The sequence below is a fragment of the Burkholderia sp. Ap-955 genome (assembly GCF_011753045.1).
Taxonomy (GTDB): Bacteria; Pseudomonadota; Gammaproteobacteria; order Burkholderiales; family Burkholderiaceae; genus Burkholderia; species Burkholderia lata_D.
In genome coordinates, this window is sequence record NZ_VWWH01000009.1 from 116,074 (window position 1) to 142,527 (window position 26,454).

At 65.7% G+C, this 26,454-nt stretch carries 27 protein-coding genes; 21 read left to right on the forward strand and 6 right to left on the reverse strand.

The window, feature by feature from the left end:
* Positions 1-34: 34 nt before the first annotated feature.
* Positions 35-850 (reverse strand): type I methionyl aminopeptidase, encoded by an 816-nt coding sequence (gene map, locus F3J15_RS08170; RefSeq protein WP_012328760.1) that lies wholly within the window; start codon positions 848-850, stop codon positions 35-37.
* Positions 851-1,228: 378 nt separating this feature from the next.
* Here map and rpsB point away from each other — a divergent pair, with 378 nt between their 5' ends.
* The 16 genes from rpsB to F3J15_RS08250 all read left to right on the forward strand — a co-directional run bounded on the left by rpsB (position 1,229) and on the right by F3J15_RS08250 (position 16,849).
* Positions 1,229-1,969: a 30S ribosomal protein S2 gene (gene rpsB / locus F3J15_RS08175; RefSeq protein ID WP_006752149.1), complete on the forward strand. Its 741-nt coding sequence runs from the start codon at positions 1,229-1,231 to the stop codon at positions 1,967-1,969.
* Positions 1,970-2,131: 162 nt separating this feature from the next.
* Positions 2,132-3,013 carry a translation elongation factor Ts gene (tsf, locus tag F3J15_RS08180; protein WP_166889619.1) on the forward strand — a complete coding sequence of 294 codons (882 nt, stop codon included), beginning with the start codon at positions 2,132-2,134 and terminating at the stop codon, positions 3,011-3,013.
* A gap of 163 nt (positions 3,014-3,176) precedes the next feature.
* Positions 3,177-3,890, forward strand: a complete 714-nt coding sequence (gene pyrH, locus F3J15_RS08185; protein ID WP_011352459.1) for a UMP kinase — start codon at positions 3,177-3,179, stop codon at positions 3,888-3,890.
* Positions 3,891-3,981: 91 nt separating this feature from the next.
* Positions 3,982-4,542 (forward strand): ribosome recycling factor, encoded by a 561-nt coding sequence (frr, locus tag F3J15_RS08190; protein WP_039342717.1) that lies wholly within the window; start codon positions 3,982-3,984, stop codon positions 4,540-4,542.
* A gap of 49 nt (positions 4,543-4,591) precedes the next feature.
* Entirely contained in the window at positions 4,592-5,374 is a 783-nt protein-coding gene (uppS, locus tag F3J15_RS08195) for a polyprenyl diphosphate synthase (RefSeq protein ID WP_069248278.1), read from the forward strand.
* Positions 5,368-6,189, forward strand: coding sequence for a phosphatidate cytidylyltransferase (locus tag F3J15_RS08200; RefSeq protein ID WP_089484156.1), 822 nt, complete (start codon positions 5,368-5,370; stop codon positions 6,187-6,189). Before uppS ends, F3J15_RS08200 begins: the two co-directional genes overlap by 7 nt.
* A 15-nt stretch (positions 6,190-6,204) precedes the next feature.
* The gene (locus F3J15_RS08205) at positions 6,205-7,401 is read left to right on the forward strand and encodes a 1-deoxy-D-xylulose-5-phosphate reductoisomerase (protein WP_166889622.1); all 1,197 of its coding nucleotides are present in this window, start codon (positions 6,205-6,207) and stop codon (positions 7,399-7,401) included.
* Positions 7,402-7,412: 11 nt separating this feature from the next.
* Positions 7,413-8,783: an RIP metalloprotease RseP gene (rseP, locus tag F3J15_RS08210; protein WP_166889624.1), complete on the forward strand. Its 1,371-nt coding sequence runs from the start codon at positions 7,413-7,415 to the stop codon at positions 8,781-8,783.
* Positions 8,784-8,844: 61 nt separating this feature from the next.
* Positions 8,845-11,154, forward strand: coding sequence for an outer membrane protein assembly factor BamA (gene bamA / locus F3J15_RS08215; protein ID WP_069248274.1), 2,310 nt, complete (start codon positions 8,845-8,847; stop codon positions 11,152-11,154).
* A 64-nt stretch (positions 11,155-11,218) separates the two neighbouring features.
* Positions 11,219-11,716, forward strand: coding sequence for an OmpH family outer membrane protein (locus tag F3J15_RS08220; protein ID WP_179254170.1), 498 nt, complete (start codon positions 11,219-11,221; stop codon positions 11,714-11,716).
* Positions 11,717-11,732: 16 nt separating this feature from the next.
* Positions 11,733-12,812 (forward strand): UDP-3-O-(3-hydroxymyristoyl)glucosamine N-acyltransferase, encoded by a 1,080-nt coding sequence (gene lpxD / locus F3J15_RS08225; RefSeq protein WP_089445862.1) that lies wholly within the window; start codon positions 11,733-11,735, stop codon positions 12,810-12,812.
* Between the two features lie 129 nt (positions 12,813-12,941).
* The gene (gene fabZ / locus F3J15_RS08230; RefSeq protein ID WP_011352450.1) at positions 12,942-13,409 is read left to right on the forward strand and encodes a 3-hydroxyacyl-ACP dehydratase FabZ; all 468 of its coding nucleotides are present in this window, start codon (positions 12,942-12,944) and stop codon (positions 13,407-13,409) included.
* Positions 13,410-13,467: 58 nt separating this feature from the next.
* Positions 13,468-14,256 (forward strand): acyl-ACP--UDP-N-acetylglucosamine O-acyltransferase, encoded by a 789-nt coding sequence (gene lpxA, locus F3J15_RS08235; protein WP_166889625.1) that lies wholly within the window; start codon positions 13,468-13,470, stop codon positions 14,254-14,256.
* A 3-nt stretch (positions 14,257-14,259) separates the two neighbouring features.
* A complete protein-coding gene (lpxB, locus tag F3J15_RS08240; protein ID WP_046545976.1) occupies positions 14,260-15,429 on the forward strand; it encodes a lipid-A-disaccharide synthase in 1,170 nt (389 codons plus the stop codon).
* Positions 15,426-16,070, forward strand: a complete 645-nt coding sequence (rnhB, locus tag F3J15_RS08245; RefSeq protein ID WP_166889627.1) for a ribonuclease HII — start codon at positions 15,426-15,428, stop codon at positions 16,068-16,070. Before lpxB ends, rnhB begins: the two co-directional genes overlap by 4 nt.
* Complete coding sequence (locus tag F3J15_RS08250; protein WP_069248269.1) at positions 16,067-16,849, forward strand: RNA methyltransferase; 783 nt, start codon at positions 16,067-16,069, stop codon at positions 16,847-16,849. The genes rnhB and F3J15_RS08250 overlap by 4 nt, the downstream gene beginning before the upstream one ends.
* A gap of 96 nt (positions 16,850-16,945) precedes the next feature.
* Here F3J15_RS08250 and F3J15_RS08255 read toward each other — a convergent pair whose 3' ends face one another.
* Entirely contained in the window at positions 16,946-17,761 is an 816-nt protein-coding gene (locus tag F3J15_RS08255) for a pyruvate, water dikinase regulatory protein (RefSeq protein WP_011352445.1), read from the reverse strand.
* Between the two features lie 376 nt (positions 17,762-18,137).
* Here F3J15_RS08255 and ppsA point away from each other — a divergent pair, with 376 nt between their 5' ends.
* From ppsA to F3J15_RS08270, 3 genes are all read left to right on the forward strand, one after another.
* On the forward strand, positions 18,138-20,537 hold the full coding sequence (ppsA, locus tag F3J15_RS08260) for a phosphoenolpyruvate synthase (RefSeq protein WP_069248268.1): 2,400 nt from the start codon (positions 18,138-18,140) through the stop codon (positions 20,535-20,537).
* A 253-nt stretch (positions 20,538-20,790) separates the two neighbouring features.
* Positions 20,791-21,225 (forward strand): NfeD family protein, encoded by a 435-nt coding sequence (locus F3J15_RS08265; RefSeq protein ID WP_166889629.1) that lies wholly within the window; start codon positions 20,791-20,793, stop codon positions 21,223-21,225.
* Positions 21,226-21,258: 33 nt separating this feature from the next.
* Positions 21,259-22,194: an SPFH domain-containing protein gene (locus tag F3J15_RS08270; RefSeq protein WP_069248266.1), complete on the forward strand. Its 936-nt coding sequence runs from the start codon at positions 21,259-21,261 to the stop codon at positions 22,192-22,194.
* A gap of 239 nt (positions 22,195-22,433) precedes the next feature.
* On the opposite strand, the gene smpB is transcribed toward F3J15_RS08270, so the two are convergent.
* Positions 22,434-22,880 carry an SsrA-binding protein SmpB gene (gene smpB, locus F3J15_RS08275; protein ID WP_039342760.1) on the reverse strand — a complete coding sequence of 149 codons (447 nt, stop codon included), beginning with the start codon at positions 22,878-22,880 and terminating at the stop codon, positions 22,434-22,436.
* Positions 22,881-22,978: 98 nt separating this feature from the next.
* Between smpB and F3J15_RS08280 the strand changes: the two genes are divergently transcribed.
* Entirely contained in the window at positions 22,979-23,416 is a 438-nt protein-coding gene (locus tag F3J15_RS08280; RefSeq protein ID WP_034188832.1) for a type II toxin-antitoxin system RatA family toxin, read from the forward strand.
* 4 nt (positions 23,417-23,420) lie between these two features.
* A complete protein-coding gene (locus F3J15_RS08285) occupies positions 23,421-23,744 on the forward strand; it encodes an RnfH family protein (RefSeq protein WP_069248265.1) in 324 nt (107 codons plus the stop codon).
* Between the two features lie 54 nt (positions 23,745-23,798).
* Here the strand turns inward: F3J15_RS08285 and F3J15_RS08290 are convergent, their stop codons facing one another.
* From F3J15_RS08290 to F3J15_RS08300, 3 genes are all read right to left on the reverse strand, one after another.
* Positions 23,799-24,782: a DMT family transporter gene (locus F3J15_RS08290; RefSeq protein WP_089445858.1), complete on the reverse strand. Its 984-nt coding sequence runs from the start codon at positions 24,780-24,782 to the stop codon at positions 23,799-23,801.
* 136 nt (positions 24,783-24,918) lie between these two features.
* Positions 24,919-25,605 carry a glutamine cyclotransferase gene (locus F3J15_RS08295; RefSeq protein WP_166889643.1) on the reverse strand — a complete coding sequence of 229 codons (687 nt, stop codon included), beginning with the start codon at positions 25,603-25,605 and terminating at the stop codon, positions 24,919-24,921.
* A 31-nt stretch (positions 25,606-25,636) separates the two neighbouring features.
* Positions 25,637-26,454, reverse strand: an 818-nt coding sequence (locus tag F3J15_RS08300) for a helix-turn-helix domain-containing protein (RefSeq protein WP_166889631.1), incomplete at its 5' end; no start/stop codon positions are given.

The following is a 26,454-nucleotide window of genomic DNA, read 5'->3' on the forward strand; positions in this document are numbered from 1 at the left end:
CAGGTGCGGGTGGGGCGGGCTGGCGCGACGGCGCTCAGACGGCGGCGGCTGGTTGCGCGAACACGGGGCGCGCCGGCGTGCCGGCCGATACGGTCAGCACCTCGTAGCCGGTTTCGGTGACGAGCACCGTGTGCTCCCACTGCGCCGACAGGCTGCGGTCGCGCGTCTTGACCGTCCACTGGTCGGGCATCGTGCGGATGTCGCGCTTGCCGGCGTTGATCATCGGCTCGATCGTGAAGATCATCCCGGCCTTCAGCTCGATGCCCGTGCCCGGGCGGCCGTAGTGGACGACCTGCGGATCTTCGTGGAACACCGTGCCGATGCCGTGGCCGCAGTATTCGCGCACGACGCTGTAGCCCTGCGCTTCCGCGTGCTTCTGGATCGCGTAGCCGATGTCGCCGAGGTGCGCGCCGGGCTTGACCTGGTCGATGCCGAGCCACATGCATTCGTAGGTGGTCTGCACGAGGCGCTTCGCAAGGATCGAACCCTCGCCGACGATGAACATGCGGCTCGTGTCGCCGAAGTAGCCGTTCTTGATCACGGTGATGTCGATGTTCAGCGCATCGCCGTTCTTGATCACCTTCTCGCCGGGAATGCCGTGGCAGATCACGTCGTTGACCGAAATGCAGGTGGCCTTCGGGTACGGCGGGTAGCCGGGCGGCTGGTAGTTCAGCGGCGCCGGGATCGTGCCCTGTTCGTTGAGCATGAACTCGTGACAGAGGCGGTCGAGTTCGGCGGTCGTGACGCCCGCGACGACGTGCGGCGTGATGAAGTCGAGCACTTCGCTCGCGAGACGGCAGGCGACGCGCATCTCGGCGATATCGTGTTCGTTTTTGAGCGTAATAGCCATCGAGGTATGCCTGGAATGCGGTGAATTGATGGATTATCGCACCTTCTGGCAGGCGTCGCAGCCCCTGCCGGCGGTGCGGATGCGGGTTTTCGCTGATTGTCCGGCCGGCTGCCGCGCGGCAAGCGAAAGTGGTGAGCGACTTGAGAGCGGACAAATCGGCGTGCTATACTCTTTGGCTAAGTCGATATCCAATTGCCGAGCTTGCCCCGTGTTGGGGCGGCATCGCGGATGGAAGGCTTACGGCACGGGCGTTTGCACGTGCCGAATCGCAAGCCGGCGCAACCAGGGTGCCGGCCGCGCGGAATTCGCGCCCTTCGGGGTGGGATCGCGCGGCGGTACGGCGGCCGGCTTAAGACCCAACCCTCGTGGAGAATTTACATGGCAGTTACGATGCGCCAAATGCTGGAAGCGGGTGTCCACTTCGGTCACCAGACGCGCTTCTGGAACCCGAAGATGGCTCCGTTCATTTTCGGTCACCGCAACAAGATTCACATCATCAACCTCGAAAAGACGCTGCCGATGTTCACGGACGCACAGAAGTACGTGCGCCAGCTGGCAGCGAACCGCGGCACGATCCTGTTCGTCGGCACGAAGCGTCAATCGCGTGACACGATCGCTCAGGAAGCGCAGCGCGCAGGCATGCCGTTCGTCAATGCACGCTGGCTCGGCGGCATGATGACCAACTTCAAGACGCTGAAGGTATCGATCAAGCGCCTGAAGGACATGGAAGCGGCAGTCGAGGCAGGCGAACTCGAAAAGATGAGCAAGAAGGAAGCGCTGCTGTTCGAACGCGAAATCGCCAAGCTGCAGAAGTCGATCGGCGGCGTGAAGGACATGGGCGGCATTCCGGACGCGATCTTCGTCGTGGACGTCGGCTACCACAAGATTGCTGTCACCGAAGCGAACAAGCTGGGCGTGCCGGTCATCGCCGTGGTCGATACGAACCACTCGCCGGAAGGTGTGGATTACGTGATCCCGGGTAACGACGACTCGAGCAAGGCAGTCGCGCTGTACGCTGAAGGCGTGGCCGATGCGATCCTCGAAGGCCGTGCGAACGCGGTCAACGAAGTGGTCCAGGCCGCACGCGGCGACGACGAGTACGTCGAGGAAAACGCGTAACTGGCCCCGAGCCGGCGCAAAAAGGGGGCTCTCAACAGGCCCCCTTTTTTTAAGCTTGTGCGCCGGACCTGATCGCGCCGAATGGGTGCGGGTCCGGAAACGAATCTCGGCCGTTCGCGTCCAAGCGGGCGGCGTTGTGAATACAGACTCAAGGAGCGAATGATGGCGGCAATTACCGCAAGCATGGTGGCAGAACTGCGCGCAAAGACCGACGCACCGATGATGGAGTGCAAGAAGGCGCTGACGGAAGCCGACGGCGATCTGGCCAAGGCTGAAGAACTGCTGCGCGTCAAGCTCGGCAACAAGGCGAGCAAGGCGGCATCGCGCGTGACGGCAGAAGGCGTCGTCGCATCGTTCGTCGGCGGCAACGCAGGTTCGCTGGTCGAACTGAACTGCGAAACCGACTTCGTCGCGAAGAACGACGACTTCCTCGCATTCTCGAAGACGGTCGCAGAACTCGTCGCGACGCAAAACCCGGTCGACGTGGCTGCGCTGTCGGCGCTGCCGCTCGACGGCTCGACGGTCGACGCAGTGCGCCTGGCACTGGTCGGCAAGATCGGCGAGAACGTCTCGATCCGCCGTTTCGTCCGTTTCGAAACCGCAAACAAGATCGCAACGTACCTGCACGGCGCGCGTATCGGCGTGATCGTCGAGTACACGGGCGCGGACGAGCAGGTCGGCAAGGATGTCGCGATGCACATCGCGGCAATGAAGCCGGTCGCGCTGTCGTCGGCTGACGTGCCGGCGGAACTGATCGAGACGGAACGCCGCGTGGCCGAGCAGAAGGCCGCGGAATCGGGCAAGCCGGCTGAAATCGTCGCGAAGATGGTCGACGGCAGCGTCCAGAAGTACCTGAAGGAAGTGTCGCTGCTGAACCAGACGTTCGTGAAGAACGACAAGCAAACTATCGAGCAGATGCTGAAGGCAGCGGATGCCGCAGTGCAGAAGTTCGCACTGTTCGTCGTCGGCGAAGGCATCGAGAAGCGCCAGGACGACTTCGCCGCCGAAGTGGCCGCGCAAGTCGCAGCAGCAAAGCAGCAGTAAGCCGTAAGCAGTCAGGCAGTATCCGCGGCGGGCGTCCGCTCCGCCGCGGTCGGCGCCGCCGCCGGCCGGCCGGGAAACCCGGTCCGACCGTCGGCGCTTGCCCGAATCAGTATTTCGCCCCTACAGTTCGTGGTTGTCATCCTCTCGTCGCTCGGAAGCCCCTATGTCCAATGCCTATAAACGCGTCCTCCTCAAACTCTCCGGCGAAGCGCTGATGGGCGACGATGCCTTCGGCATCAATCGCGCGACGATCGAACGGATGGTGGCCGATATCGCCGAAGTCGTGCGTCTCGGTACGCAGCTCGCGGTCGTGATCGGTGGCGGTAATATTTTCCGCGGTGTCGCGGGTGGCGCGGCCGGCATGGATCGCGCGACGGCAGACTACATGGGGATGCTCGCGACGATGATGAACGCGCTGGCGCTGCAGGACGCGATGCGCCACGCCGGCATCGAGGCGCGTGTGCAGTCCGCGCTGCGGATGGACCAGGTCGTCGAGCCGTACATCCGGCCCCGCGCGATCCGCCAGCTCGAGGAAGGCCGCGTCGTGATCTTCGCGGCCGGTACGGGCAACCCGTTCTTCACGACGGACACGGCCGCCGCGCTGCGCGGTTCGGAAGTGGGTGCCGAGGTCGTATTGAAGGCGACCAAGGTCGATGGCGTATATTCTGCCGATCCGAAGAAGGATCCGTCGGCCACGCGTTACACGACGATCACTTTCGACGAGGCGATCAGCCGCAACCTGCAGGTGATGGACGCGACGGCCTTTGCGCTGTGCCGCGACCAGAAGCTGCCGATTCGCGTGTTTTCGATCAACAAGCCGGGCGCGCTCAAGCGCATCGTGCTGGGCGAGGACGAAGGTACGCTCGTCCACGTGTAAACTCCCGCGGATGCGGGCCATCGGCCGCGGCGCATCCGACGCGCCGGGCAGGGCCCGTGTTCTTTGAAGGTTAGAAGGTTCGGAGGTTGAAATGAGTGTCGCTGATACCAAGAAGGGCGTCGAGCAAAAGATGCAGCGCTCGATCGAAGCGTTCAAGAACGATCTGGCAAAGATCCGTACGGGCCGTGCACACACCGGTCTGCTCGATCACGTGCAGGTCGACTACTACGGCTCGATGGTGCCGATCTCGCAGGTCGCGAACCTGACGCTCGTCGATGCGCGCACGATCGGCGTGCAGCCGTGGGAAAAGAACATGGTCGCGAAGGTCGAGAAGGCCATTCGCGAAGCCGACCTGGGCCTGAACCCGGCCACCGCCGGCGATCTGATCCGCGTGCCGATGCCCGCGCTGACGGAAGAGCGCCGCCGCGAGCTGACCAAGGTCGTCAAGAGCGAAGGCGAAACGGCCAAGGTCGCGATCCGCAACCTGCGCCGCGACGCGAACGAAGCGCTCAAGAAGCTCGTGAAGGACAAGGAAATCTCGGAAGACGACGAGCGCCGTGCGAGCGACGACGTGCAGAAGCTGACCGACAAGCACGTTGCCGAAATCGACAAGCTCGTGCAGAGCAAGGAAGCCGAGATCATGACGGTCTGACGACCGTCCTCGCGCGCCGCCTTCTTCCCGCATTACTGTCTCAACGGCCATGACCTATACCAGCTCTACCGTTCGCGTGCCTGACGTCGGCGTCGTGCCGCGTCACATCGCGATCATCATGGACGGCAACGGCCGTTGGGCGACCGAACGCCGCTTGCCGCGCGTCGCGGGGCACACCCGCGGCGTCGATGCCGTGCGGGCGGTGGTCGAAGGCTGCGCGCGCGCCGGCGTCGAATACCTGACGCTGTTCGCGTTCAGTTCGGAGAACTGGCGCCGTCCGAACGACGAAGTGTCGTTCCTGATGCGCCTCTTCATCACCGCGCTCGAGCGCGAGGTCGGCAAGCTTCACGCGAACGGGATCCGCCTGCGTGTCGTCGGCGATCTCGACCGCTTCGAGCCGCGCATCCGCGAACTGATTCGCCGCGCCGAAACCAAGACGGCGCGCAATACCCGTCTTACGCTCACCATCGCGGCCAACTACGGCGGCCGGTGGGACATCCTGCAGGCGACGAAGAAGCTCGTCGAGCAGGCCGTGCGTGAGGGCCGCGAGGTCGAAGTGACCGAGGAGGCATTCGCGCCGCACCTGGCGATGGCCTATGCGCCGGAGCCCGATCTCTTCATCCGTACCGGTGGCGAGCAGCGCGTCAGCAACTTCCTGCTGTGGCAGCTCGCGTACGCCGAATTCTATTTCACCGACAAATACTGGCCGGATTTCGACGGCGCGGCACTGGCCGACGCCATCGCGTCGTATACGGAGCGCGAGCGCCGTTTCGGCCGCACGAGCGCGCAGCTCGAACCGCAATCGCAGAACGCCGACTCCCTTTCATGCTGAAAACCCGTGTGATCACGGCGATCGTGATGCTGGCGGTCCTGCTGCCGGTGACGCTGTTCGCGCCGCTCACCGCGTTCGGCGCGCTGATCGGCGTCGTGCTCGTGTTTGCCGCATGGGAATGGGCGCGCCTGCTCAAGCTCGGCGGCGCCGGCCCGGTCGTCTATGCCGTCGTCGCGGCGCTGGCGCTCGCGGCAACGGCGCCGCTCGGCGTCGATGCGGCTTCGTCCCGTCCCCTTTTCATGGCAGCCGGCGTGTTCTGGCTGCTGGTCGGCCCGTTCACGCTGCGGCGCAAGCCGGCGCTCGCGGGCGGTGTATGGCGGCCGTTCCTGCTCGCGGCCGGCCTCGTGGTCTTCGCGGCCTGCTGGCATGCGCTCGTCGCGGCGCGTGCGCAGGGCGTGCCGTTCGTGTTGTCGCTGCTTCTGGTCGTCTGGCTCGCCGATATCGGCGCATACTTCGCGGGCAAGGCCTTCGGAAAGCGTAAACTGGCCATCACGATCAGCCCCGGCAAGAGCTGGGAAGGCGCGATCGGTGGCTGGCTCGCGGTGATGGTCGTCGCCGGTGTCGCGATGGCCGTGCATGCGTTCGAGCCGACCCTGTTTTCCGCGTTCGCCGTGCGCTACGGGATGCCCGGCGCGTGGGCCGCACTGACGCTGCTGGTCGCGTACAGCGTGATCGGCGACCTGTTCGAGTCGTTGCTGAAGCGGCAGGCGGGCGTGAAGGATTCGAGCGGACTGCTGCCAGGCCATGGCGGCGTGCTCGACCGTGTCGACGCGCTGCTGCCGGTGCTGCCGCTCGCGATGCTGCTGCTTGGTTAAACCACTAATTCTGTTATGCAAAAACGTCTGACATTGCTCGGTTCCACGGGCTCGATCGGAGACAGCACGCTCGACGTGGTCGCGCGCCATCCCGAGCGCTTCTCGGTCTATGCGCTGACCGCACACCGCAACGGCGACAAGCTCGTCGAGCAATGCCTGCGCTTCGCGCCTGAAGTGGCGGTGGTCGGCGATGCCGAGACGGCCGCGCAGGTCGACGCGAAACTGCGCGCGGCGGGCAGCAAGACGACCGTGCTGCACGGGCCGCAGGCGCTCGTCGACGTGTCGAAGAGCGATGGTTGCGACACGGTGGTCGCGGCGATCGTCGGTGCGGCCGGCATGGCCCCGAGCCTCGCGGCCGCGCGCGCCGGCAAGCGCATCCTGCTCGCGAACAAGGAAGCGCTGGTAATGTCGGGCGCGATCTTCATGGACGCCGTGCGCGACCATGGCGCGATCCTGCTGCCGGTCGACAGCGAGCACAACGCGATCTTCCAGTGCATGCCGCGCGACGCAGCCGAGCACGGCGGGATCTCGAAGATCATCCTGACCGCGTCGGGCGGCCCGTTCCGCACGCGCGAACCGGCCACGCTCGTCGACGTGACGCCGGACGAGGCGTGCAAGCACCCGAACTGGGTGATGGGCCGCAAGATCTCGGTCGATTCCGCGACGATGATGAACAAGGGCCTCGAGGTGATCGAGGCGCACTGGATCTTCGGGCTGCCGGGCGACCGCATCGACGTGCTGATCCACCCGCAGAGCGTGATCCATTCGCTCGTGTCGTATCGCGACGGCTCGGTGCTGGCCCAGCTCGGCAACCCCGACATGCGCACGCCGATCGCGCACGCGCTCGCGTTCCCCGAGCGCGTCGATGCGGGCGTCGAGCAGCTCGATCTCGCGCAAATTGCGCAGCTGTCGTTCGAAAAGCCCGATTACGCGCGCTTCCCGTGCCTCGCGCTTGCGCTGAAGGCGCTTGAGGAAGGCGGCATCGCGAGCGCCGCATTGAACGCGGCGAACGAAGTCGCGGTCGAAGCGTTTCTCGAGCGCCGCATCGGCTTCATGACGATTGCGGCGACGGTCGACGCCGTGCTCAACACGCTGCCGAACCGTACGCCCGAGGGGCTCGAGGACGTCCTGGCGGCGGATGCCGAGGCACGCCGCCTCGCCGTCGAAATCATTGCGAAAGCGCCTGCGCCACGCGTGGAGCGCACTGTCTGAATGGAGTGCTCATGAACGTGCTGGTCGAACTGATCGCGTTTGCCGTGGCGATCGGGGTGCTGGTCGTCGTGCATGAGTACGGACACTATCGCGTCGCGCGCTGGTGCGGCGTGAAGGTGCTGCGTTTCTCGATCGGCTTCGGCCAGCCCGTCGCGCGCTGGGTCAGCCGCAGGACGGGCACCGAGTGGACGCTGTCGGCACTGCCGCTCGGCGGCTACGTGAAGATGCTCGACGAGCGCGATCCCGGCCCCGGAATTCCGCCCGAGGAGCTCGGCCAGGCGTTCAACCGGCAGTCGGTCTACAAGCGCATCGCGATCGTCGCAGCCGGGCCGATTGCCAACTTCCTGTTGGCAATCGCGCTGTTTGCCGTCGTATTCGCCACCGGCGTAACCGAGCCCGCCGCGATCGTCGCACCGCCGGCCGCCGGCACGGTCGCTGCGCGCGCGGGCTTCGACGGCAGCGAGAAGATCGTGTCGATCCGCAACGCGCAGGGTGGCGAGGCCGAGCCGGTGCGGTCGTGGTCGGACCTGCGCTGGAAGCTGCTGGCGGCCGCGTTCGATCACCGCGAGATCGTGCTCGGCGCACGCGACGGCAACACGACGTTCGATTTCCGCGTCGACCTCCGCAATGTTCCCGAAAGTCAGCTCGACGACGATTTCATGGCCCATCTGGGCTTCGAGACCGGCGGCGGGACGTTGTCGGTCGCGTCCGTGCAGCCCGGCAGCGCGGCGGAGCAGGCGGGCCTGAAGTCCGGCGACAAGCTGGTCGCGCTCGAAGGCAAGCCGATCGGCGGCGCGTCGCGCTTCATCGATTTCGTGAAACACCATGCGGGCAAGCCGCTCGACCTGCGGATCGAGCGCGACGGCGCCGCGCAGACGGTGTCGATCGTGCCGCAGATGCAGCGCGACGACGAATCGGGGCAGCAGGTCGGCCGTATCGGCGCGGCGCTGTCGATGCATGCGCCGTCCGTCGACGTGCGGTACGGGCCGATCGAGAGCCTGGAGCTCGGCGCGCACCGTACGTGGGACATCTCCGTGTATTCGCTGAAGATGTTCGGGCGCATGATCACGGGCAACGCATCGCTGAAGAACCTGTCCGGCCCGGTGACGATCGCGGACTACGCGGGCAAGAGTGCGCGGCTCGGTCCGTCGGCGTTCCTGTCGTTCCTCGCCCTTGTCAGCATTAGCCTTGGCGTCCTGAACTTGTTGCCGATTCCCGTTTTGGACGGGGGGCATCTGTTATATTATGCGGTTGAAGCCGCGACCGGGAAGGCTGTCTCGGAGCGCTGGCAGCTGATTCTGCAAAGAGCCGGGTTGATCTGCATCGTCGCATTGTCGGCGATCGCGCTGTTCAACGATCTGGCTCGGTTAATCCATTTCTGAAGCGTCAGGCGGCGCCCGCTGGGCAGCCGCCTGATTTGATGCAGCTAAATACTGGGGATGCATGTTGTTCAAACCTCATCGCTTTGTACCTAAGACAGTTGCAGCGGCCGCGCTCGCCGCGCACGGCCTCGCGGCCCATGCAGCGGCACCGTTCGTGGTGCAAGACATCAAGATCGAGGGGCTGCAGCGCGTCGAAGCGGGTTCGGTGTTCGCCTACCTGCCGATCAAGCAGGGCGATACCTTCACGGACGACAAGGCATCCGAAGCAATCCGCGCGCTGTACGCGACGGGCTTCTTCAACGACGTACGCATCGCCACGCAGGGCAACGTCGTGATCGTGCAGGTGCAGGAGCGTCCGGCCATCGCGTCGATCGACTTCACCGGCACGAAGGAATTCGACAAGGACAACCTGACGAAGGCGCTGCGCGCAGTCGGTCTCGCCGACGGCCGCTACTACGATAAGGCGCTCGTCGACAAGGCGGAGCAGGAACTCAAGCGTCAGTACCTCACGCGCGGCTTCTACGCGGCCGAGGTCAAGACGACGATCACGCCGGTCGACGCGAACCGCGTGTCGATCCTGTTCGCGGTGGCCGAAGGCCCGAGCGCGAAGATCCGCCAGATCAACTTCATCGGCAACAAGGCTTTCAGCACCAGCACGCTGCGCGACGAGATGCAGCTGTCGACGCCGAACTGGTTCTCCTGGTACACGAAGAACGACCTGTACTCGAAGGAAAAGCTCACCGGCGACCTCGAGGCGGTGCGCTCGTACTACCTGAACCGCGGCTATCTCGAGTTCAACATCGATTCGACCCAGGTGTCGATCTCGCCCGACAAGAAGGACATGTACCTGACGGTCACGCTGCACGAAGGCGAGCCGTACACGGTGTCGGGCATCAAGCTGTCGGGCAACCTGCTCGATCGCGAAGCCGAACTCAACAAGCTGATCAAGATCAAGCCGGGCGATCGTTTCTCGGCCGAAAAGCTGCAACAGACCACCAAGTCGATCGTCGACAAGCTCGGTGAGTACGGCTACGCATTCGCGACCGTCAACGCCCAGCCGGATATCGACCAGGCGAACCACAAGGTGAACCTGAACCTCGTCGTCGATCCGAGCCGCCGCGTGTACGTGCGCCGGATCAACGTCGTCGGCAACACGCGCACGCGCGACGAAGTGGTGCGCCGCGAAATGCGCCAGCTCGAAAGCTCGTGGTTCGATTCGAACCGCCTCGCGCTGTCGAAGGATCGCGTGAACCGTCTCGGCTACTTCACCAACGTCGACGTGACGACGGTGCCGGTCGAAGGCACGAACGACCAGGTCGACGTGAACGTGAAGGTCGACGAAAAGCCGACCGGCGCGATCACGCTGGGCGCCGGCTTCTCGTCGACGGACAAGGTCGTGCTGTCAGCCGGCGTGTCGCAGGACAACGTGTTCGGTTCGGGTACCAGCCTGTCGGTGAACGTCAACACCGCGAAGAGCTACCGTACGCTGACCGTCACGCAGGTCGACCCGTACTTCACGGTCGACGGCATCAAGCGGATCACGGACGTCTTCTACCGCACGTACCAGCCGCTCTACTATTCGACGAGCTCGAGCTTCCGGATCATCAGCGCGGGCGGCAACCTGAAGTTCGGCATTCCGTTCTCGGAAGTCGACACCGTCTACTTCGGCGCGGGCTTCGAGCAGAACCGTCTCGACGTCGATTCGAACACGCCGCAGAGCTACCAGGATTACGTGAACCAGTTCGGCCGCGTGTCGAACACGGTGCCGCTGACGGTCGCGTGGTCGCGCGACGCGCGTGACAGCGCGCTGATTCCGAGCCGCGGCTACTTCACGCAGGCGAACATGGAGTACGGCGTGCCGGTCGGCAAGATCCAGTACTACAAGGCCGACCTGCAGGCCCAGTACTACTATTCGTTCTCGCGCGGCTTCATCCTGGGCCTGAACCTGCAAGGCGGCTACGGTAACGGTATCGGCAACCCGTACCCGATCTTCAAGAACTACTACGCGGGCGGTATCGGCTCCGTGCGTGGCTACGAGCCGAGCTCGCTGGGCCCGCGCGACACGAAGACGAACGACCCGATCGGCGGTTCGAAGATGGTCGTCGGCAACATCGAGCTGACGTTCCCGCTGCCGGGCACGGGCTACGACCGCACGCTGCGCGTGTTCACGTTCCTCGACGGCGGTAACGTGTGGGGCAACGCGCCGGGCGGCACGAGTACGGGCGCCAACGGCCTGCGTTACGGCTACGGTGTGGGTCTCGCGTGGATCTCGCCGATCGGCCCGCTGAAGCTGAGCCTCGGCTTCCCGCTGCAGAAGCACGAAGGCGACCAGTACCAGAAATTCCAGTTCCAGATCGGGACGGCGTTCTGACCGAACGCATGACAACAGCAACGAGAGGGTAATTTTGCTAACCGGTAAGTTTTCGAAACGAGTGATGTGCGCGCTGACCGTTGCGCTGGCCTTGGGCGCGGCAACGGCGCACGCACAGGACGTCGCCCGCATCGCGGCGGTCAATTCGGATCGGATCCTGCGCGAGTCGGTGCCCGCGAAGGCGGCGCAGACGAAGCTCGAAGCCGAGTTCGCGAAGCGCGACAAGGATCTGCAGGATCTGGCGGCGCGCCTGAAGTCGATGTCCGATTCGCTGGACAAGAACGGCGCGTCGCTGTCGGCGGGCGACCGCGCGCAGAAGCAGCGTGATCTCGCCCAGCTCGATACCGACTTCCAGCGCAAGCAGCGCGAATTCCGCGAAGACCTGAACCAGCGCCGCAACGAGGAGCTGGCGGCCGTGCTCGAGCGGGCGAACAAGGTCATCAAGCAGATCGCCGAGCAGCAGAATTACGACCTGATCGTGCAGGAAGCCGTGTACGTCAGCCCGCGCATCGACATCACCGACAAGGTGCTCAAGGCGCTCGCGTCCGGCTCGACGAACTGAACGGAGCAGACGACGAATGGCATTGACGCTTGAGGAACTCGTAAAGCGGTTCGGCGGCGAGATCGCCGGCGACGCACAGTGCAAGGTGGGCGCACTCGCGCCGCTCGACCAGGCAGGCCCGCAGCATCTCGCGTTCCTCGCGAATCCGAAGTACCTGTCGCAGGTCGAGTCGACCCGCGCCGGCGCGGTGCTGATCGCGCCGAAGGATCTGGAAAAGCTGGGCGCGGCCGCTACCGGCCGCAATTTCATTGTCACGCCGAATCCATACGCGTACTTCGCGCGCGTCGCGCAGATGTTCATCGACCTGGCCACGCCGCAGCGCGCCGCCGGCGTGCATCCGAGCGCGACGATCGATCCGGCCGCGCAGGTCGCCGCGAGCGCGGTGATCGGCCCGCACGTGACGGTCGAGGCCGGTGCGGTGATCGAAGACGGCGTGCAGCTCGATGCGAACGTCTTCATCGGCCGCGGCACGACGATCGGCGCGGGCTCGCACCTGTATCCGAACGCGTCGGTGTACCACGGCTGCAAGGTCGGCGCGCGCGCGATCATCCATGCGGGCGCCGTGATCGGCTCCGACGGCTTCGGCTTCGCGCCGGATTTCGTCGGCGACGGCGACGCGCGCACCGGCAGCTGGGTCAAGATCCCGCAGGTCGGCGGCGTCACGATCGGCCCGGACGTCGAGATCGGCGCGAACACGACGATCGATCGCGGCGCGATGGCGGATACCGTCATCGAGGAGTGCGTGAAGATCGACAACCAGGTCCAGATCGGCCACAACTGCCGGATCGGTGCCTATACGGTGATCGCCGGCAGCGCCGGGATCGCGGGCAGCACGACGATCGGCCGCCACTGCATGATCGGCGGCGCGGCCGGGATCGCCGGCCACGTGACGCTCGGCGACTATGTCATCATCACCGCGAAATCGGGCGTATCGAAGTCGCTGCCGAAGGCCGGCATCTATACCAGCGCGTTCCCGGCCGTCGACCACGGCGAATGGAACAAGAGCGCCGCGCTCGTGCGCAACCTCGACAAGCTGCGCGAGCGCATCAAGGCGCTCGAAGCCGCGCTCGCCGCCCAGGGCGGCACGGACGCCTGAGCGCATCATGCGAGACCTCGAACCGGGCACGGCCAGCGCAACCGGCCCGGTTTGCCAGACTGGGCCGCACGACGGCCCGCTTCAGCCTTTGCATCACCACCGCGCAGCCTCTGCGTGAGACGAACCATCATGAGCACTGAAAAAATCAATCTCGACATCCACAAGATCCTCACGCTGCTGCCGCATCGCTACCCGATTCTGCTCGTCGATCGCGTGCTCGAACTCGAACCGCACAAGGGAATCAAAGCGCTGAAGAACGTGTCGATCAACGAGCCGTACTTCCAGGGACATTTCCCGAAGCGGCCGGTGATGCCGGGCGTGCTGATCCTCGAAGCGCTCGCGCAGGCCGCGGCGCTGCTGACCTTCTCGGAAGAGCAGCCGAAGGATCCGGAGAACACGCTGTACTACTTCGTCGGGATCGACGGCGCGCGCTTCAAGCGTCCGGTCGAGCCGGGCGACCAACTGATTCTGAACGTGACGTTCGAACGCTACATCCGCGGCATCTGGAAGTTCAAGGCGGTGGCGGAAGTGGACGGCAAGGTGGCGGCGGAGGCCGAACTGATGTGCACGGTCAAGACGACCGACGTGGCGCCCTGAGCGACGCGGCACGGACAGGCAACGCAACGCGACACATCACATCGAGAGGCAACGGCGCATGACCAGGATTCATCCCACCGCGATTGTCGAACCGGGCGCGCAGATCGACGAATCGGTCGAGATCGGCCCGTACGCGATCGTCGGTCCGCACGTCACGATCGGCGCGCGTACGACGATCGGCTCGCACAGCGTGATCGAAGGCCATACGACGCTCGGCGAGGACAACCGCATCGGCCATTACGCGTCGGTCGGTGGTCGTCCGCAGGACATGAAGTACAAGGACGAGCCGACGAAGCTCGTGATCGGCAACCGCAACACGATCCGCGAATTCACGACGATTCACACGGGCACCGTGCAGGACGTCGGCGTGACGACGCTCGGCGACGACAACTGGATCATGGCCTATGTGCACATCGGTCATGACTGCACCGTCGGCAGCCACGTGATCCTGTCGAGCAACGCGCAGATGGCCGGCCACGTCGAGATCGGCGACTGGGCGATCATCGGCGGGATGTCGGGCGTCCACCAGTTCGTGCGCATCGGCGCGCACTCGATGCTGGGCGGCGCATCGGCGCTCGTGCAGGACATTCCGCCGTTCGTGATCGCGGCAGGCAACAAGGCCGAGCCGCACGGGATCAACGTCGAAGGGCTGCGCCGGCGCGGTTTCTCGCCCGACGCGATCTCCGCGCTGCGCAGCGCGTACCGCCTGCTGTACAAGAACGGCCTGTCGCTCGAGGAAGCGAAAGTGCAGTTGCGCGAGCTGGCGGCGGCGGGCGGTGAGGGCGACGCACCCGTGACGGCGCTCGTCGAGTTCATCGACGCGTCGCAACGCGGCATCATCCGCTAAGCGATGCCGCTTCCGACCACTCAGCTCCGGCTCGCGATGGTGGCCGGCGAACCGTCGGGCGACCTGCTCGGCGCGTCGCTGCTCGGCGGGCTGCGCGAGCGGCTGCCCGAATCGGCCCAGTACTACGGGATCGGCGGGCCGCGGATGATCGCGCAGGGCTTCGACTCGCACTGGCAGATGGACAAGCTGACGGTGCGCGGCTATGTCGAGGCGCTGGGCCAGATTCCCGAGATCCTGCGGATTCGCGGCGAGCTGAAGCGCCAGTTGCTCGCCGAGCGGCCGGACGCGTTCATCGGCGTCGACGCGCCCGACTTCAACTTCAACGTCGAACAGGCAGCGCGCGACGCGGGCATCCCGTCGATCCACTTCGTGTGCCCGTCGATCTGGGCATGGCGCGGCGGCCGGATCAAGAAGATCGCGAAGTCGGTCGATCACATGCTGTGCCTGTTCCCGTTCGAACCGGCGATTCTCGACAAGGCAGGCGTTGCCTCGACCTACGTCGGCCATCCGCTCGCCGACGAAATTCCGCTCGAACCCGACACGCACGGTGCGCGCATCGCGCTCGGACTGCCGGCCGACGGCCCGGTGATCGCCGTGTTGCCGGGCAGCCGGCGCTCGGAAATCGCACTGATCGGCCCGACGTTCTTCGCGGCGATGGCGCTGATGCAGCAGCGCGAGCCTGGCGTGCGGTTCGTGATGCCGGCGGCCACGCCCGCGCTGCGCGCGCTGCTGCAGCCGCTCGTCGATGCGCATCCGCAGCTCGCGCTGACGATCACCGATGGCCGCTCGCAGGTCGCGATGACGGCTGCCGACGCGATCCTCGTGAAGAGCGGCACGGTCACGCTGGAAGCCGCGCTGCTGAAAAAGCCGATGGTGATCTCGTACAAGGTGCCCTGGCTGACCGGGCAGATCATGCGCCGGCAGGGTTACCTGCCGTACGTCGGCTTGCCGAACATCCTGGCGGGGCGTTTCGTCGTGCCCGAGCTGCTGCAGCATTTCGCGACGCCCGAGGCGCTCGCCGATGCGACGCTCACGCAGCTGCGCGACGACGCGAACCGCCGCACGCTGACCGAAGTCTTTACCGAAATGCATCTTTCGCTGCGGCAGAACACGGCCGCGAAGGCGGCCGAAGCGGTCGTACGCGTGCTCGAACAACGCAAGGGGCGCGCATGACCGCAGTACGTGCACCACGCCGCCGCGCGTCGAGCGACGCGCAGGGTGGTTTCGATTTCAGCCGTCCCGACGAGATCGTCTGCGGCGTCGACGAAGCGGGCCGCGGCCCGCTCGCCGGGCCGGTGGTGGCCGCCGCGGTGATTCTTGATCCGGCGCAGCCGATCGACGGGCTCGACGATTCGAAGGCGCTGTCCGCGAAGAAGCGCGAGTCGCTGTACGAGCTGATCGTCGCGCGCTCGCTGTCGTATTGCGTCGCGTCGGCGAGTGTCGACGAGATCGACACGCTGAACATCCTGCACGCGACGATGCTCGCGATGAAGCGGGCGGTCGAAGGGCTGTCGGTCCTGCCGACGCTCGCGCAGATCGACGGCAACCGCTGCCCGACGCTGACGGTGCGCGCCGAGGCGATCGTCAGCGGCGACGCGCTCGTGCCGAGCATCTCGGCTGCGTCGATCCTCGCGAAGGTCACCCGTGACCGCATGCTCGTCGACCTGCACGAACGCTTCCCCGTGTACGGCTTCAACGTGCATGCGGGCTACGGCACCGAGAAACACCTTGCCGCGCTGCGCGAGCACGGCCCGTGCGAAGCCCATCGGCGCTCGTTCGCGCCGGTTCGCGCGGCACTCGACCTGATTCGATGAAAAGCATTACTTCCCGCGACAACCCGCTGTACAAGCGCCTGAAGGCGCTCGCGGGTTCGACGTCCCATCAGCGCCGCGGCGGCCAGGCGCTGCTCGAAGGATTCCATCTCGCGAGCGCGTACCTCGACACGGGCGCGACGCCCGAGCTGTGCGTCACGACCGAAGGCGCACTCGGCCACGCCGAGGCACAGGCGATCGTCGCGCGCATCGATGCGCAGCGAATCGTCACGCTGCCCGACGCGCTGTTCGGACAGTTGTCGAACGTCGTCAACGGCGTCGGCTTCCTGCTGCTCGTCGACCGGCCGGCGCAGCCGCTGCCGGCGCGCGTGACGCAGTCGTCGGTCGTGCTCGACGGCGTGCAGGACGCCGGCAACGTCGGCTCGATCCTGCGCAGCGCGGCGGCCGCAGGCGTGCGCCACGTGTTCTGTGCACCGGGCACCGCGTATGCATGGTCGTCGAAGGTGCTGCGCTCGGGCATGGGCGCGCATTTCCTGCTGTCGATCCACGAGGACGTCGAAGCCGGCGCGCTCGCCGAGCGCCTCGCTGTGCCGGTCGCGCTGACCGACTCGCACGGCGCGCAGGCGGTCTATGACTGCGACCTGTCGGGGCCGGTTGCATGGGTGTTCGGCAACGAGGGGGCGGGCGTGTCGGCGTTCTGGCGCGACGCGGCCACGCATCGCGTGACGATCCCGCAGCCGGGCGGGATGGAGTCGCTGAATGTCGCGGCCGCGGCTGCGGTCTGCCTGTTCGAGCAGGTGCGTCAACAGCGGCGTGCGTGACGCCACACGCGTGCTTGCCGCGCACCATGAAAAAGGCCGCGTTCGACGCGGCCTTTTTGTTGCCGGCGGCGGCCAGGCGGCCGCCAGCGCTCCGGCTTAGTACGACTGCCGGTCGAGGCGGATTTCCTGCAGGATCGTCGTCGCGATTTCCTCGATCGACTTGTGCGTCGACGACAGCCACTTGATCCCCTCGCGGCGCATCATCGCTTCGGCCTCGTTGATCTCGTAGCGACAGTTCTCGGGCGCCGCGTATTTGCTGCCCGGCCGGCGCTCGTTGCGGATCTCCGACAGGCGCTGCGGGTCGATCGACAGCCCGAACAGCTTCTCGCTGTACGCGGCGAGCGCCGACGGCAGCTTGCCGCGCTCGAAATCCTCCGGAATCAGCGGATAGTTTGCCGCCTTCACGCCGTACTGCATCGCGAGATACAGGCTCGTCGGCGTCTTGCCGCTGCGCGACACGCCGACGAGGATCACGTCGGCTTCCGACAGGTTGCGGTTCGACTGGCCGTCGTCGTGCGCGAGCGAGAAGTTGATCGCCTCGATCCGGGTCTTGTATTCCTCGGTGTCCGCGTTCTGGTGACCGCGGCCCATCGCGTGGCTCGACTTGAGCTCCAGTTCCTGCTCGAGCGGTTCGACGAAGCGCTGGAACATGTCGAGCACGAGTGCGTTCGAGCGCTTGACGATGTCGTTCGACTCGCTGTCGACGAGCGTCGTGAACACGATCGCGCGGCGGCCGTCGTGCACGGCGGCTTCGTTGATCTTCTCGACGGTCGCATAGGCCTTGTCGAGCGAGTCGACGAACGGCACGCGCACGAGACGGAATTTCTGGTCGAACTGGGAGAGGATCGAATGCGCGAAGGTTTCGGCAGTGATCCCGGTGCCGTCGGAGACGATGAATACGGTAGGCAGCATGAATCTGGGCGTCGAACGTGAAGGGCGGTTGCGCGGGCGGCTGGAGGTTCGCCTCCAGACGCAGTGACAAGGTCGCGCCACATCCGGCAGCCGGCACGGTAGAATAGCGGCAACCTGTTGGATAAGCAATTGCGGGGGCAGGGCGCGAACGGCGCCCCGGACTTCGCCGCTCGATTCCAAAATTCCCGGCAAGTTTGGCGATTTGTCTGCAAATATCGCCCTTCTTCCGGGATTTTTGCAAATCGGGTCGGAAGATTGTCCGCCGCTGCGATTGTTTCTCCAACAGGTTGCGCAAGACGCGCCGCGCCTTTTTGCAAGCGCCCGCGTCCAAGCCCACTTGCGCAATCGAGCATTTTTTTCACACTTAGGGGCTTGTATGACTAACGCAGCAAACGTCGCAAAGGACCAGGCGTATGTAATTCCGTTCGAGCAGTTGCGGATGACCGATGTGGAGATCGTCGGCGGCAAGAATGCGTCGCTGGGCGAAATGATCAGCCAGCTTTCCGAAGCAGGCGTTCGCGTACCCACCGGTTTCGCCACGACCGCGCTCGCGTTCCGCGATTTCCTCAAGCACAACGACCTTACCGACCGCATCGCCAAGCGTCTCGAGTCGCTCGACATCGACGACGTGAAGGCGCTCGCCGAAGCCGGCGCCGAAATCCGCAAGTGGATCGTCGATGCGCCGATGCAGGCACGTCTCGAGCAGGAAATCCGTGAGCAGTTCGACATCCTGAAGAACAGCTCGCCCGGCGAGCTGTCGTTCGCCGTGCGTTCGTCCGCTACCGCGGAAGACCTGCCCGACGCATCGTTCGCCGGCCAGCAGGAGTCGTACCTGAACGTCGTCGGCATCGAAGACGTGCTCGACCGCATGAAGCACGTGTTCGCGTCGCTGTACAACGACCGCGCGATCTCGTATCGCGTGCACAAGGGCTTCACGCACGCGGAAGTCGCCCTGTCGGCCGGCGTGCAGCGCATGGTCCGCTCGGACGTCGGCGCGGCCGGCGTGATGTTCACGATCGACACCGAATCGGGCTTCAAGGACGCCGTGTTCATCACGTCGAGCTACGGCCTGGGCGAAACCGTCGTGCAGGGCGCAGTGAACCCGGACGAGTTCTATGTGTTCAAGACGACGCTCGCACAGGACAAGTACCCGATCATCCGCCGCTCGATCGGCTCGAAGCTGATCAAGATGGAATTCACGCAGCCGGGCGAGCCGGGCCGCGTGAAGACGGTCGACGTGCCGCACGAGCAGCGCAACCGCTACTCGATCACCGACGAAGACGTGATCGAGCTGGCGAAGTACGCGGTCATCATCGAGAAGCACTACCAGCGTCCGATGGACATCGAGTGGGGCAAGGACGGCCGCGACGGCAAGATCTTCATCCTGCAGGCACGTCCGGAAACCGTGAAGAGCCAGGCGACCGGCAAGGCCGAGCAGCGCTTCAAGCTGAAGGGCCAGTCGCAGGTGCTGGCAACGGGCCGTGCGATCGGCCAGAAGATCGGCGCGGGCCCCGTGCGCGTGATCCAGGATCCGTCGGAAATGGAACGCGTGCAGCCGGGTGACGTGCTGGTGGCCGACATGACCGACCCGAACTGGGAGCCGGTGATGAAGCGTGCAGCCGCGATCGTCACGAACCGTGGCGGCCGGACCTGCCACGCGGCAATCATCGCGCGTGAACTGGGCGTGCCGGCAGTCGTCGGTTGCGGCGATGCGACCGACATCCTGAAGGACGGCGCGCTCGTCACCGTGTCGTGCGCGGAAGGCGACGAAGGCAAGATCTACGACGGCCTGCTCGAGACGGAAGTCACGGAAGTGCAGCGCGGCGAACTGCCGGAAATCCCGGTCAAGATCATGATGAACGTCGGCAACCCGCAGCTCGCGTTCGACTTCTCGCAACTGCCGAACGCCGGCGTGGGTCTCGCGCGTCTCGAGTTCATCATCAACAACAACATCGGCGTTCACCCGAAGGCGATCCTCGAGTACCCGAACATCGACCAGGACCTGAAGAAGGCCGTCGAGAGCGTCGCGCGTGGTCACGCATCGCCGCGTCAGTTCTACGTCGACAAGCTGACGGAAGGTGTCGCGACGATCGCGGCGGCGTTCTATCCGAAGCCCGTGATCGTGCGTCTGTCCGACTTCAAGTCGAACGAGTACAAGAAGCTGATCGGCGGTTCGCGTTACGAGCCGGACGAGGAAAACCCGATGCTGGGCTTCCGCGGCGCGTCGCGTTACATCGCTGAAGACTTCGCGCAGGCGTTCGAGATGGAGTGCCGCGCACTGAAGCGCGTGCGCGACGAGATGGGCCTGACCAACGTCGAGATCATGGTGCCGTTCGTGCGTACCGTGAAGCAGGCGGAGCGCGTCGTCGGCCTGCTCGAGAAGTTCGGCCTGAAGCGCGGCGAAAACGGCCTGCGCCTCGTGATGATGTGCGAAGTCCCGACCAACGCGATCCTCGCCGAAGATTTCCTGCAGTTCTTCGACGGCTTCTCGATCGGCTCGAACGACCTCACGCAGCTCACGCTCGGCCTCGACCGCGATTCGGGCATGGAACTGCTGGCTGTCGACTTCGACGAACGCGACCCGGCCGTCAAGTTCCTGCTGAAGCGCGCGATCGATACCTGCCGCAAGATGGGCAAGTACGTCGGCATCTGCGGCCAGGGCCCGTCCGATCACCCGGACTTCGCGCAATGGCTGACCGACGAAGGCATCGTGTCGATCTCGCTGAACCCCGACACGATCATCGATACGTGGCAGGCGCTCGCCAACCGGAAGTAACGGTCGGTCATGCATCTTTGACGGAAGCGCGGTGGCACCGTGCTTCCGCTGAAGGCAAAATGCAAGGTTCATGCTATAAACACCCCGGTAGGCACCGGGGTGTTTTTATTTGTGGGTACGCACCGGGCCGGCCCACGCGCATTGGCCGTCTCCTCGGGGGCGGCGAGCATGTTGAACCGGAGTCGCGCTTCAACGCGTATTCTGGTTGCCTGCACGGCAAGTGCGCACGGGGGATGTTTTTCTGGAGACCACAATGATGTCGGGGCATCTGTTCTGGTGGGTCGCGGCGGGCGTGCTGGTCGTGGCCGAGTTGCTGACGGGCACGTTCTACCTGCTGATGATCGCGCTCGGCTTTCTCGCGGGCGGGCTGCTGCAGCTGGCCGGTTTCGCGCCGCACGTGCAGTTCGGGGCGGCGGCGGTGGTCGCGATCGTCGCGATGGTCGTGTTGCGGCGTTCGGGGCTCGGCCGCAAGCAGAAGCGCGACACGTCGACGAATCCCGACGTCAATCTCGATATCGGCGCGACCGTCACGGTCGACGCGTGGCGTGACGGCCGCGCGCGCGTGCAGTATCGCGGCGCCGACTGGGACGTCGAGCTCGAGAACGGCGAGCGCGACGACGCGCACGTGTACCAGGTGAGTGCCGTGCGCGGCAATTGTCTCGTGGTCGTGGCGAAACCCGCGGGCTGATCGTCCGCCGATACAACAAGGAGGGAATACTTCATGGATTCGCTGATCATCTGGGTTGTCCTGCTCGTCATCGCGATCGTGATCGTGTCGAAGACGGTGAAGATCGTGCCGCAGCAGCATGCGTGGGTACTCGAGCGCTTCGGGCGCTATCACGCGACGCTGTCGCCCGGCCTGAACATCGTGCTGCCGTTCGTCGATCGCATCGCATATCGGCACGTGCTGAAGGAAATCCCGCTCGACGTGCCGAGCCAGGTCTGTATCACGCGCGACAACACGCAGCTGCAGGTCGACGGCGTGCTGTATTTCCAGGTGACCGATCCGATGAAGGCGTCGTACGGGTCGAGCAACTTCGTGCTCGCGATCACACAGCTCGCGCAAACGACGTTGCGCTCGGTGGTCGGCAAGCTCGAACTCGACAAGACGTTCGAGGAGCGCGACTTCATCAACCACAACATCGTGTCGGCGCTCGATCAGGCCGCGGCGAACTGGGGGGTGAAGGTCCTGCGCTACGAGATCAAGGACCTGACGCCGCCGAAGGAAATCCTGCACGCGATGCAGGCGCAGATCACCGCGGAGCGTGAAAAGCGCGCGCTGATCGCCGCATCCGAAGGCCGCAAGCAGGAGCAGATCAACCTCGCGTCGGGCGCGCGCGAAGCGGCGATCCAGAAATCCGAAGGCGAACGGCAGGCCGCGATCAACCAGGCGCAGGGTGAAGCAGCCGCGATTCTGGCGGTGGCCGAGGCGAACGCGCAGGCAATCCAGAAGATCGCGAACGCGATGCAATCGCAGGGCGGGATGGACGCGGTGAACCTGAAGGTGGCCGAGCAGTATGTCAGCGCATTCTCGAATCTCGCGAAGCAGGGCAACACGCTGATCGTGCCGTCGAATCTGTCGGATCTCGGCACGGCGATCTCGTCGGCGCTGACGATCGTCAAGAGCGCGGGGGCGGCTTCGGGCGGGAAGGCCTGAGTCCGGATAGAGGCGGCGCACAGGTAGTCGCCGCATGCGATCGGCGTGCGGCCAATCGTCGCGCAGCCGGGGGCGGATGATGCCCGCGCGGCGCCGTCGTCGGTGCCTTTCTTCGGCCGAAACCGGCGGCGTGGCGTGCCGGGGATCGCCCTTGTAGCCGGCGCACCGATTCACCTGACCGCAAAGCAACACGGCCCGCTTCGAGCGGGCCGTGTCGTTTGTGATGCGTGTCGCGCAGATCAGGTGCCCGCGCGCATGATGCGAGCCTTTTCGCGTTCCCAGTCGCGCTTCTTCTCGGTTTCGCGCTTGTCGTGCAGCTTCTTGCCCTTCGCGAGCGCGATGTCGCACTTCACGCGACCGCCCTTGTAGTGGAAGTTCAGCGGCACGAGCGTGTAGCCACGCTGCTCGACCTTGCCGATCAGTTTCTTGATTTCCTCACGGTGCAGCAGCAGCTTGCGCGTGCGAACCGGGTCGGGCGTGATGTGGGTCGAAGCCTCGGGCAGCGGGCTGATATGGGTACCGATCAGGAAGATCTCGGCGTGCTTGATCACGACGTAACCTTCCCGGATCTGGCCGCGCCCGGCGCGCAGCGCCTTGACTTCCCAGCCCTCGAGCACGAGCCCCGCCTCGTAGCGTTCCTCGATGTGGTAATCGAAGTGCGCTTTCCTGTTGTCGATGATGCTCATGAAAGGATCGGGCCAACTCGTTTAAAATCACGATTTTAGCAAAGCGGGGCGGGAATCGCCCGGCTTGCGTTCTCACCTTAAGCGATGCCGCGCGATTTATGGCAGATGTCCAGAAAACCGTATTGATCCGTCATTCGGCGGAACAGATGTTCGACCTCGTCACCGACGTGGCCGACTACCCCAATTTCCTGCCCTGGTGCGGCGGTGTCGAGATTCGCCGTCAGGACGAGAGCGGGATGGAAGCGCGCATCGACATCAACTTCAAGGGCATCAAGCAGCATTTCGCGACGCGCAACACGCAGCAGCGCCCGACGCGGATCGACATGGAGTTCACGGACGGCCCGTTCAAGAAGTTCACGGGCTCGTGGCGCTTCACGGCACTGCGTGCCGATGCCTGCAAGATCGAATTCGCGCTGCACTACGAGTTCTCGAGCATCCTGCTCGAGAAGATCATCGGGCCGGTGTTCAGCCATATCGCGAACACGTTCGTCGATTCGTTCGTGAAGCGCGCCGACCAGCGCTACGGGAAGGGGTGACGCGATGCTGTCGATCGAAGTCTGCTACGCGCTGCCGGATCGCCAGACGCTGATTCCGCTGTCGCTGCCCGAAGGGGCGACCGTTCGTTCGGCGATCGATGCGAGCGGCGTGCTCGCGCTGCACCCGGAAATCGATCTCGCGAACGCGAAGACGGGCGTGTACGGCAAGCTTGCGCCGCTCGACACACCGCTCGCCGACCACGACCGCGTCGAGATCTACCGCCCGTTGATCGTCGATCCGAAGCTCGCGCGCCAGCGGCGCGTCGACAAGTCGCGCCGCGCCGGCTCCATCGAGGGTCGCAAGTGGATGCACAAGGACGCGCGCTGACACGGGCCCATCCGCGGCTTTCGTCCCGATTCGTCCGATCAAACGCCGCGGCGCTCAGTGGGCCGCGGCGTTTGCGTTTGCCGGTGTGCTTCCCGTCGTATCGCCGCCGGCGGGCGTGTCGCCATGCTGCCGCACCGATCCGTAGACGCCCGCGAGCAGCAGCACCAGCGCGGCGATCTCGAGTGCATGCGGCATCCGCTGGTCGTACACGAACGCGTAAAGCATCGCGAACACGGTTTCGAACACGATCAGCTGGCCCGACAGCGTGAGCGGCAGCCGCTTCGACGCGGCATTCCACAGCCCGTTGCCGAGCCACGATGCGCCGATCGCGAGCACCAGGTTCAGCAGCCAGAACAGTTGCCAGCGCGACGCCGGGACCGCTGCCTGCACGGTGCCGGCCGGCAGCGCGAGGATCGCGATCCAGACGAGCCCGCCGATCAGGCCCGTCACGACACCCCACAGCACCGACCACTCGTTGCCGCCGAAATGATGGTGGCGCTGCAGATAGCGTGCGTTCGCGACCGCATACCAGGTCCAGCTCGCGAGTGCACCGGCCGCGCAGGCGATGCCGGCGAGCTTCTGGCCGAGCGTCGTCGCATGCGCGGCCTCGGAGGTGAACAGGTCGACGTTGATGCAGACGATGCCCGCGATCACCAGCGCGAGCGGGGCGGCGAGGCGCCGCAGCGGCACGGCGCCGTGGTCGCCGAGGCCCGCGAGCGTGACCGTGACGGGCAGCACGCCGACGATCAGCGAACTGGGCGCGATGCCGATCAGGTGCACGGCGCCGGACAACAGCATGTAGTACGCGACGTTGCCGACGACGGCGAGCCTGACCAGCGCGACGAGATCCTCGCGGGTCAGCCGCGCGAGCAGCGAGCGGGCGGCCGGCAGTGCGGCCGCCAACGACACGAGGCCGTACATCGCGTAGCGGCCGGCGCTCAGCAGCAGCGGCGAGAAGTCGGTCAGCAGCCGAGGAACGAGAAACACCATGCCCCACAGGGCACCTGCCAGGACACCATAGACCACACCGCGTCGCATCGACCGCTCCGAACACATGACTGACGAGCGCGCAGCTTAGCGACGCGGTCGCGACGTCGTCTTGTTCATTCCTGCACTCGGCGCAGGGCGGAGCGCAGCCGTGCTGCGCCCCGGAGCGATCACGGCAGGCTGCGGATCATTCGTCAGCCGAATCGGGCGATGCGCCCGCATTGTTGGCCGACGCCCCGGCCCGCGCCGGCCGACGCACGGCGCGCAACGTGCCGCTGTTGCCGCCGCCGCAGTAGAAGCGGTCGTGGCCGTCGGATTCGAGCCCCGATACGCCGACGCCTGCCGGCATGTCGATCTGCTCGAGCACCTGGCCGGTGCGCGGATCGATGTGGCGCAGGTCGGCCTGGTCGGCTTCCCAGGTGCCGTGCCACAGCTCGCCGTCGACCCACGTCACGCCGGTGACGAAGCGGTTCGATTCGATCGTGCGCAGCACGGCGCCCGTTTGCGGGTCCACCTGATGAATCTTGCGTTCGCGGTACTGGCCGACCCACAGCGCGCCTTCGGCCCAAGCCAGCCCCGAATCGCCGCCCTTGCCGGGAGCGGGGATCGTCGCGAGCACGCGGCCCGATTCGGGATCGATCTTCTCGATGCGGTCCTCGACGATCTGGTACAGGTGTCGGCCGTCGAACGCCGTGCCCGCATGCGCGGCGACGTCGAGCGAGCGGACGGTCGTGCCGCGTTCCGGGTCGAGCGCATTCAGCTTGTCGCCGGACGCGTACCACACGTATTGCCCGTCGTACGTGACGCCGTGTACGCCGTCGACGCCCGGAAACGGGCCGTATTCGCGAAGGATGTCTGCACGGAAGCGTTTCATGTTCGTCACCTCGTCGTTCGGTGAGGTCATCCTAATCGCCCGGGAGCGGGGCGGGGAGTAACAAGGTCGTCGCGAAACCGGGCAATGGCGGCGTCATCCAGCGGCGCGCGCGGCCGCGGCCCAGCGCCTGGACCTTGTCGGCTTCGGCGAGCGCGTCGAGCGCGCGCTGTACGGTGCGCTGGCTCGCGCCGAGGGCCAGCGCCAGCGCGGAGCTCGACCACGCTTCGCCATCGGCGAGGAGCGCGAGCACGGCTGCGTGGCGATCGTCGACCGGGCGTGCCAGCACGACCGTCTCACGTACGCCGAGCGGTTCGAGCGCGAAGCCGCGCGGCGTGGCGATGACGTTCGCGAGCGGCCGCAGCACCGCGCGCAGCCGGCCGATCTCGACGCGCAGGCGTGCGCGATGCGATTCGTCCGCGTGTTTCGCGCGGAACGCGACGGCGACGAGCGCGTTGCGCGACACGTCGGCCGGCCATGCCTCGCCGAGCGCGCGGGCAAGCACGAACAGCACGGGCCGCCGCGCAAGCGACACGGTCGTGCGCGCGTCGCGCACCGTGTGGCGGCACGCATCGACGACGAGCGCGTTCGACGCGAATAGCGTCTCGACTTCGTCGAGCGACACGAGCCGCGATGTACCGCGTGTGACAAGGCGCGCGGCCGGTGCGTCGAGCACGCGTGCCGCGGTGTCGACCTCGGCCGTCAGCGCGGCGATACCGGCGTCGAGGGCGGCTGCGCGCGCACGGGCAAGCGCTGCGCGGGCCGCGTGCGTGCGGATGCGGCGCATCGCGATGCCGGCCGCGATCAGCTCATGGGCGGCGCGCGATGCAGCCGGCAGCGGCGCGGGATCGA

Excerpts from the sequence above, each read along its gene's own strand:
- lpxD (WP_089445862.1), top strand. The coding sequence starts at position 11,733 with ATGGCATTGACGCTTGAGGAACTCGTAAAGCGGTTCGGCGGCGAGATC.
- F3J15_RS08265 (WP_166889629.1), top strand. The coding sequence starts at position 20,791 with ATGATGTCGGGGCATCTGTTCTGGTGGGTCGCGGCGGGCGTGCTGGTC.
- rseP (WP_166889624.1), top strand. The coding sequence starts at position 7,413 with ATGAACGTGCTGGTCGAACTGATCGCGTTTGCCGTGGCGATCGGGGTG.
- lpxA (WP_166889625.1), top strand. The coding sequence starts at position 13,468 with ATGACCAGGATTCATCCCACCGCGATTGTCGAACCGGGCGCGCAGATC.
- pyrH (WP_011352459.1), top strand. The coding sequence starts at position 3,177 with ATGTCCAATGCCTATAAACGCGTCCTCCTCAAACTCTCCGGCGAAGCG.
- rpsB (WP_006752149.1), top strand. The coding sequence starts at position 1,229 with ATGGCAGTTACGATGCGCCAAATGCTGGAAGCGGGTGTCCACTTCGGT.
- F3J15_RS08290 (WP_089445858.1), bottom strand. The coding sequence starts at position 24,782 with ATGCGACGCGGTGTGGTCTATGGTGTCCTGGCAGGTGCCCTGTGGGGC.
- F3J15_RS08285 (WP_069248265.1), top strand. The coding sequence starts at position 23,421 with ATGCTGTCGATCGAAGTCTGCTACGCGCTGCCGGATCGCCAGACGCTG.
- tsf (WP_166889619.1), top strand. The coding sequence starts at position 2,132 with ATGGCGGCAATTACCGCAAGCATGGTGGCAGAACTGCGCGCAAAGACC.
- F3J15_RS08255 (WP_011352445.1), bottom strand. The coding sequence starts at position 17,761 with ATGCTGCCTACCGTATTCATCGTCTCCGACGGCACCGGGATCACTGCC.
- F3J15_RS08280 (WP_034188832.1), top strand. The coding sequence starts at position 22,979 with ATGGCAGATGTCCAGAAAACCGTATTGATCCGTCATTCGGCGGAACAG.
- smpB (WP_039342760.1), bottom strand. The coding sequence starts at position 22,880 with ATGAGCATCATCGACAACAGGAAAGCGCACTTCGATTACCACATCGAG.
- ppsA (WP_069248268.1), top strand. The coding sequence starts at position 18,138 with ATGACTAACGCAGCAAACGTCGCAAAGGACCAGGCGTATGTAATTCCG.
- F3J15_RS08250 (WP_069248269.1), top strand. The coding sequence starts at position 16,067 with ATGAAAAGCATTACTTCCCGCGACAACCCGCTGTACAAGCGCCTGAAG.
- F3J15_RS08200 (WP_089484156.1), top strand. The coding sequence starts at position 5,368 with ATGCTGAAAACCCGTGTGATCACGGCGATCGTGATGCTGGCGGTCCTG.
- F3J15_RS08205 (WP_166889622.1), top strand. The coding sequence starts at position 6,205 with ATGCAAAAACGTCTGACATTGCTCGGTTCCACGGGCTCGATCGGAGAC.
- F3J15_RS08270 (WP_069248266.1), top strand. The coding sequence starts at position 21,259 with ATGGATTCGCTGATCATCTGGGTTGTCCTGCTCGTCATCGCGATCGTG.
- fabZ (WP_011352450.1), top strand. The coding sequence starts at position 12,942 with ATGAGCACTGAAAAAATCAATCTCGACATCCACAAGATCCTCACGCTG.
- F3J15_RS08220 (WP_179254170.1), top strand. The coding sequence starts at position 11,219 with ATGTGCGCGCTGACCGTTGCGCTGGCCTTGGGCGCGGCAACGGCGCAC.
- map (WP_012328760.1), bottom strand. The coding sequence starts at position 850 with ATGGCTATTACGCTCAAAAACGAACACGATATCGCCGAGATGCGCGTC.
- uppS (WP_069248278.1), top strand. The coding sequence starts at position 4,592 with ATGACCTATACCAGCTCTACCGTTCGCGTGCCTGACGTCGGCGTCGTG.
- lpxB (WP_046545976.1), top strand. The coding sequence starts at position 14,260 with ATGCCGCTTCCGACCACTCAGCTCCGGCTCGCGATGGTGGCCGGCGAA.
- F3J15_RS08295 (WP_166889643.1), bottom strand. The coding sequence starts at position 25,605 with ATGAAACGCTTCCGTGCAGACATCCTTCGCGAATACGGCCCGTTTCCG.
- bamA (WP_069248274.1), top strand. The coding sequence starts at position 8,845 with ATGTTGTTCAAACCTCATCGCTTTGTACCTAAGACAGTTGCAGCGGCC.
- frr (WP_039342717.1), top strand. The coding sequence starts at position 3,982 with ATGAGTGTCGCTGATACCAAGAAGGGCGTCGAGCAAAAGATGCAGCGC.
- rnhB (WP_166889627.1), top strand. The coding sequence starts at position 15,426 with ATGACCGCAGTACGTGCACCACGCCGCCGCGCGTCGAGCGACGCGCAG.